The organism is Lapidilactobacillus mulanensis (genome assembly GCF_003946215.1).
Taxonomy (GTDB): domain Bacteria; phylum Bacillota; class Bacilli; order Lactobacillales; family Lactobacillaceae; genus Lapidilactobacillus; species Lapidilactobacillus mulanensis.
In genome coordinates this window covers 80,487-86,486 of sequence record NZ_RHOW01000004.1, presented here as the reverse complement: position 1 = coordinate 86,486, position 6,000 = coordinate 80,487, and the positions used below count along the sequence as shown (strand labels likewise).

The window sequence follows — 6,000 nt, the reverse complement described above, 5'->3', positions numbered from 1 at the left end:
TTCATGGCCTTTTTGTCTACTCTGGTCTAGGTCACAGGGTGTTGCACTTGAATTGTAAACTCGGGAACAATAATTTCGTCAATTTATACAAATATTTTTCCCATAATCGGTCTGAGTCAATTTCATGTTTTATAAAGTATAGAGGTAATTCAATAGACTGCAAACGAAGTCTAACCCGTGTTATACTAGACGCATTCAAGGAGGTTTTGATTATGCCGGTGACTTCATTACGTTTTAAAGATGAGCAGTATGATGAAATAAAGGAAACTGCCGCTTTCTACGGTGTTTCTGTGACAACGTTCATGCGCCAGACAATTCTCGATCGAATGGAAGATGAACAAGATTATCGTGACGCAGTAGCTAGTGTTGATGAAGGTAGTAATAATCCGCGGGCCTGGGGCAAGGCGCTAGAAGGAGATCGTGGGGCTTTTTGGCGTTATCGCGTTGGTGGCTTCAGGATCATTGCCGATATTCAAGATAATCAGTTCATTGTTTTGGTGGCGAAGGCCGCCAAACGGAATGATGTCTATAGGGACTAATAAAATAAGATCAGCTAAAATGAGTGAAATCTATTTTAGCTGATCTTATTTTTATTTTAGACTTAATTCACTTCATCAAACCGTTGTTGTGTTTTCAATGGAAATTCCACGGGCGCGTCGCCATTCAGCAATTCTTCCGTTAATCTAACTTTAGTAATCGTCTGATCAGCATAAGGCTGCATGTAAAACACAGGTTCTGCCAGGCTCATGTAGCCGCGATATTGGGTGTAATCGAAATCGCCATCCGCTTGGATTTTGACGCCTTTGGGAATTTCGACGTTGTTCAAAATATGCGAGAGTGTATTAATGGCTGCGCTGGAATCCTTGGCCGTTTCGGCATACTGGCGTGTAAATGCGGTCCGAATAAAACGCGACACAGAGGTGTAATCGCCGGGCAAACCCAGCGCGCCAGTGCCGGCACCAAAACCGTTGGCGGTAAATTTGCCGTATGGTTTTTCACTATGCAATGCTGGATCGAGCTGTACATAATTATTAAGATTTTTTAAATGCCAATCGAATTCGGGCGAGTTGGTCATGACACCGACTGGATTATCGGTAATTTTAACGCTGTCTGCTTGTTGCTCGATCACGACGCTTGCGCCGGTGCGGTCGGCGACGATCCAGTGTAGGGGCACGACGATTTTCAAGAGGCTATTGGGAACGGCCACGATATTCACGTGACTGAATTTTTCTTTGAGGTCGGCGATGCTTGAGACGTTGCCTAAAATCCAATTCAAAACTTCGTGGGAGGCAATATTGATCGCGCCGTTCTGAGGCTGCTCGGCATAAACGGATTCGTTGAAGTATAAGGCGGCGGCGCCAACGCCTTTCTCGTTGACACCGTCGACTAAAATATACCCGTTCAAATTTCGACCGGCGCCGACGAAACCATAATTGGTATCGAAGCCTTGATCAGTGGCGTCGGTGTCGAAATGATGGTGGCGAGGAATCACGACGGGTCGACCGCCGAGTTCAAAACCGAAATCCATCGTTCGCGCTAAGTACCAATTTTCCTGGGCATCCTCGTAAGTTAAGCTTGTACACATTCTGAGTCACACTTTCTGGTCGTGTTTACAGTCGCTGAGATTATGATGGAACTTGCAAATACACGTATAATTTGTTTCAGTTTAGCACTTTGCAACAAGATTAAAAAGGATCGGTGACTGAATACGTGCCTAGTGTTAGTCAATTTGTTCGACGCGTTTAAAACAATCGATCATGTCCTGCTGGGCAGCATTGAGCGGTCGATTTTTCAAATGGATGGCGTAATTGATGGTCTGCATTTTCGCGCCAGCCAATTTGATGACGCGTAATTTATTTTGCTCAAGATAAGGTCGTGCCAGTGGTTCTGGCAAAATGGTGACGCCTAAACCGAATTGAGCGGCGCTGATCAGGACTTCGGTGTTGATGCTTTCGAGAAGTGGCTCGATTTCTAGTCCGAGGTGATGCATGCGTTCGTCGAAACAATCGCGGAGGGTGCTGCCGGGCTCACGCAATAGGAACGGTATCTGTAGGAGTTGCCGTTTCGTCAGTGGCGTTTCCGGTACATCCAAGGTTGGCGCGCCCACCAATAATAAGTGATAGGTTGAAATGGCTTCCGTGACAAATGAGCGGCTGGATTCGAAGCCTTCGATGAAAGCAAGGTCGATATCGCCATCCAATAAGCGCCGTTTGATCTGTTGTACATTTTCGGCGTAAAGTTTCAGTGGTGTTTGCGGATGCGTCTTGCGAAAGTCGGTGATCGCAATCGGCAAGGCGTGCTGACCGAAAGTTAAACTGACGCCAACACGCAAAGGTAATGCGATCGCTTGCTCAGCACCGAAATTTTCCAAAGTATTAAAGTCAGTCAATAATTGCGTGGCCTGAATGCGAAAGGCGCGTCCTGCTGGATTGAGGTGGAGGCGATTGTCAATGCGATCGAATAGCGTGACGTTTAAACTCATTTCTAATTCACTGATTGTTTTGGAAATGGCGGGTTGGCTGAGATAGAGTTGCGCAGCGGTTTTGGTGATCGAGCCGGTTTCTGCAACCGATGTGAAAATTTCTAGTTGACGAATATTCATGTTGTCTCCTTAACTTGATAGTTATACTTAGTTTACTAAATATATATTTTTAGTCAACGTCTGACTCCGTTATACTTAGTATATCGTGCAGAATAAGGTTGAGTGATCAACTAATAAGGAGTCCCTAAATGACACAGCATAAAAATTGGCTTTTGTTTAAAGTTTACTTATTTGCGGGGACGTTTACGTTTTCCGGTGGGATGGCGATGCTACCCGTGATCGAGCGGGAATTATGTGTGAAGCACCAGCTGATCGAGCGGCAAACATTGTATGAGTACACCACCTTATCGCAAACTTTTCCGGGTGTGATCGCGTTGACCAACGCTTGTTTTATCGGCAAAAAAATAAATGGTACCTCGGGCATGTTGGCGGCCGGTTTTGGGGCAATTTTACCGGCGTTTGTGTTAATGTCCGCGGCGACGGGGTTGTATCAGTCATTGCCGCAGCAAGGCGTTATTTTGAGTATCTTGGCGGCGATTCGCGCGGCTTCAGCAGCTTTTTTATTCAGTGCGGCTTATAGTTTGGCACGATATAATTTGCGTGATGTCACCACAATTTTATTGGCAGTCGGCTGCTTTTTATTGACGCTATTTAATTTGGTGAGCGCGCCCCTGTTGATCATTGCGGCAGGCGTAGTCGGAATTTTGACGACGCTTTTTAAAACGGGGGCGAAATCATGATCGCCATTATCTTGGCCTTCCTCAAAATTGGCTTTCTCGGCTTTGGTGGTGGTTACGCGATGCTGTCGCTGATTTATCAGGAAGCCGAGCAATTCGGAATGACGGTGCCGCAATTTGCCGATTTAAACGCGCTAGACGGACTGATTCCCGGACCGATTGCCATCAACTCGGCAACCTATGTAGGACAGCTCTACGGCGGTTTGAGCACGGCTTTAGCGGCAACATTAGCCGTGAGTGTTCCCTCACTGATCATCGTGCCGCTTTATTTACATTTTGAAAAAAAGTTGAATGCTAACCGACTATTTAATTCGATCATCAGTGGTATCAAACCGGCTTCGGTGGGCTTGATTCTGGCAGTGGCCGTGTCGCTAGCGGGGGTTATTATTTTTGGTGGGTCAGATTTTAAGCACTGGCAGTTCATCGGTATCGATTGGACCAGTATTCTGGTGATGGGTCTCATTTTATTTCTTGACTTGCGTTATCAGCTCAATCCGATTTGGCTGTTGCTGATTGCGGGTGTGATCGGCGGCGTGAGTTATTATTTGTAGATGAGCCAATCAGAAAGCTATAATAACTGAAGAAGAAATTTTCCGCGCTAAACTGATGATGAATGGAGCATAACGATGCAGACTTACGAAAATTACCTTGAAAATAAAGACCATCTTTCCTTTGCAGACGCCGTGAAAATATATGACGCCATCAACAGCTATTCAAAATTTCATGATGCTGATTTCGACGAACTATTCATGGAAGCCATCGTTGCCGCGAATCAGTACGCCAATATCCGCGCCAATTGGAGTATTGCGAGCCCGGCGGAAAAAAGAGCAGTCGATCAGAAGCGGACGGAACATCACAATGCCTTCATGTCAGCTTTACAAATTTTAACGCGATACATGGAACAGCAAGGTTGGAATACTGATTTAGTGAATTCATTGGGGACGCCGCAAGCCAATCGCAAACGATTCGGCGATTTTGCCTGCTATTTGGTTTGTATCAATGCCATAAACGCGCGCTGAATCGTCAAGTTGCGTTCTCGAAATCAGCGACGATGATGATCAGTTTTTAAAACCAGCCCATTTTGATCATGGTCTGGTTTTTTGAATTGCTCAATGCGCACAGATGAAGTTAATTTTGTTTGAAAGTGCTTATTTTTAAATTATAATCGGCTTATGCGTCATGTGATGTCGTTCAAGTTTGATATTTTAAATCAGAACTTGTTCAACACATGCCGTTTTGAGTTATTAATTTTCCTCAGCAACGTTAAACGCAATTCGAGGAGGTAAGCACATGAGCACACAGAAGCGGATCGTCGATATTTTCATTGCATTGTTGGAGAATCGACCACTTTCGACGAAAGATATTGCCCAAACGTATCAGATCAGTCAACGCTCGGCGCAGCGGGATATTAAAGTTGTTAAAGAGGCACTGGCCGACTTTTATACGGATCAGAAAATCGATTATGATACGACGACCAGCCGTTATTCATTGGAGCGGATCGGCGGCCTTGAGCCGAAATTTGTTTATTTACTGCTGAAGATATTGTTGGCAAGTCGCGCGCTGTCTCATTTAGAAATGGATGCATTGGTGGATGAGTTGCTTACCTTGACGCCTCCGAATGAACGCGCCGTGATCAGCGAGAGCATTCGCAACGAATTCACCTTTATGACCACCCTCAAGGACCAACAACCGCGGGCAGGAAAAACGTGGCAGTTAGAAAAATTGATTTGTGAAGGTCAACTGATTCGCTTCGACTACACAAATTATGAAGCTACCGAAAAACCGACCGTTGAAAAAGTGATCATGCGACCAACTTCGATATTTTTCGATAACTATTATTTGTTCCTGGTTGGACTCGAACCTACGATAAAAAAATACGTGACTTGTCGAATTGATTGGATCGAAAATATCAAAAAATTAGCCGATCAAGTCGAAATTAAACCAGGATTTCGTTACGAAGAGGGCTTGAAACGGCCGATCACGGCGTATGCTTATTCCGGTCAGAAAACGCGCATTCAATTTGAATATTATGGCTTCGTCGATTATGTGATCGATCAGTTCCCCTCCTGCAAAATCATTAAGAAACTCGACAAAAAGAATCAGTATCCATTTTCGGTCTATCTGTTACAGATCGATGTTGAATATTCCGCCGGTGTGCGACTGTGGCTGCTAGGTCAGTCGACAATTTTACGAGTGGTCAGTCCAGCAAGCGTTGTTGACGAGATCAAAGGAATTCTGCAATCGAGTTATCAGCGCTATCAGGAATAAAAAAATAAAAAAATTTGATGACGGTCGCAAAAACGACATTATGTGTCGCTATCATCTGCTACAATGTGGTTGTCCAAATACGAATGTCGGTGCTACCTCAGCTGCATTGACTGATCGTAGATGACGAAAGAAACAGACCACTATTTAAGGGGGATGAGAACGATTGATTGCATCTTTGAAATAGTTTGCAAATCACCTCAGACGATTCTGCGATATTTCTAAGGATGAGTCATCCTCAGACAGTGTGTCTAATAGATAACCACCGTAATGTTATGGCGTCGATTAGTCGACGAAATGACTGCCAACGGATCAGCTTTCCAACTTAGTTTGGAAAGCTGATCTGTTTTTATTTGGCCAATTTTAAGTTGTGAATAAAACCGCTTCCAAAACCAGCTCAATCTATGCTAAGATGGCTCTGAACAGATGATTCTATTGAGTTATGATCGATCAGGG

General features: G+C 44.6%; 7 protein-coding genes. 5 read left to right on the top strand and 2 right to left on the bottom strand.

Features of this window, described 5'->3' with window-relative positions; translation table 11 throughout:
* Positions 1-212: 212 nt before the first annotated feature.
* Positions 213-539 carry a DUF6290 family protein gene (locus tag EKM67_RS01960; protein WP_225417276.1) on the top strand — a complete coding sequence of 109 codons (327 nt, stop codon included), beginning with the start codon at positions 213-215 and terminating at the stop codon, positions 537-539.
* A gap of 62 nt (positions 540-601) precedes the next feature.
* On the opposite strand, the gene EKM67_RS01955 is transcribed toward EKM67_RS01960, so the two are convergent.
* Positions 602-1,585, bottom strand: a complete 984-nt coding sequence (locus tag EKM67_RS01955; RefSeq protein ID WP_125576752.1) for a choloylglycine hydrolase family protein — start codon at positions 1,583-1,585, stop codon at positions 602-604.
* Positions 1,586-1,720: 135 nt separating this feature from the next.
* Positions 1,721-2,602 carry a LysR family transcriptional regulator gene (locus EKM67_RS01950; protein ID WP_125576749.1) on the bottom strand — a complete coding sequence of 294 codons (882 nt, stop codon included), beginning with the start codon at positions 2,600-2,602 and terminating at the stop codon, positions 1,721-1,723.
* 128 nt (positions 2,603-2,730) lie between these two features.
* On the opposite strand from EKM67_RS01950, the gene EKM67_RS01945 reads away from it, so the two are divergent.
* The 4 genes from EKM67_RS01945 (at position 2,731) to EKM67_RS01930 (ending at position 5,547) form a co-directional block, all read left to right on the top strand.
* Entirely contained in the window at positions 2,731-3,282 is a 552-nt protein-coding gene (locus EKM67_RS01945) for a chromate transporter (RefSeq protein WP_125576747.1), read from the top strand.
* Positions 3,279-3,830 (top strand): chromate transporter, encoded by a 552-nt coding sequence (locus tag EKM67_RS01940; RefSeq protein ID WP_125576744.1) that lies wholly within the window; start codon positions 3,279-3,281, stop codon positions 3,828-3,830. The genes EKM67_RS01945 and EKM67_RS01940 overlap by 4 nt, the downstream gene beginning before the upstream one ends.
* A 75-nt stretch (positions 3,831-3,905) precedes the next feature.
* Positions 3,906-4,298, top strand: a complete 393-nt coding sequence (locus EKM67_RS01935) for a hypothetical protein (protein WP_125576742.1) — start codon at positions 3,906-3,908, stop codon at positions 4,296-4,298.
* Between the two features lie 271 nt (positions 4,299-4,569).
* Entirely contained in the window at positions 4,570-5,547 is a 978-nt protein-coding gene (locus EKM67_RS01930; RefSeq protein WP_125576740.1) for a helix-turn-helix transcriptional regulator, read from the top strand.
* Positions 5,548-6,000 lie beyond the last annotated feature (453 nt).

Bases quoted from the DNA above. Each gene is read 5' to 3' on its own strand.
- EKM67_RS01935 (WP_125576742.1), top strand. From the start codon at position 3,906: ATGCAGACTTACGAAAATTACCTTGAAAATAAAGACCATCTTTCCTTT.
- EKM67_RS01930 (WP_125576740.1), top strand. From the start codon at position 4,570: ATGAGCACACAGAAGCGGATCGTCGATATTTTCATTGCATTGTTGGAG.
- EKM67_RS01945 (WP_125576747.1), top strand. From the start codon at position 2,731: ATGACACAGCATAAAAATTGGCTTTTGTTTAAAGTTTACTTATTTGCG.
- EKM67_RS01955 (WP_125576752.1), bottom strand. From the start codon at position 1,585: ATGTGTACAAGCTTAACTTACGAGGATGCCCAGGAAAATTGGTACTTA.
- EKM67_RS01960 (WP_225417276.1), top strand. From the start codon at position 213: ATGCCGGTGACTTCATTACGTTTTAAAGATGAGCAGTATGATGAAATA.
- EKM67_RS01940 (WP_125576744.1), top strand. From the start codon at position 3,279: ATGATCGCCATTATCTTGGCCTTCCTCAAAATTGGCTTTCTCGGCTTT.
- EKM67_RS01950 (WP_125576749.1), bottom strand. From the start codon at position 2,602: ATGAATATTCGTCAACTAGAAATTTTCACATCGGTTGCAGAAACCGGC.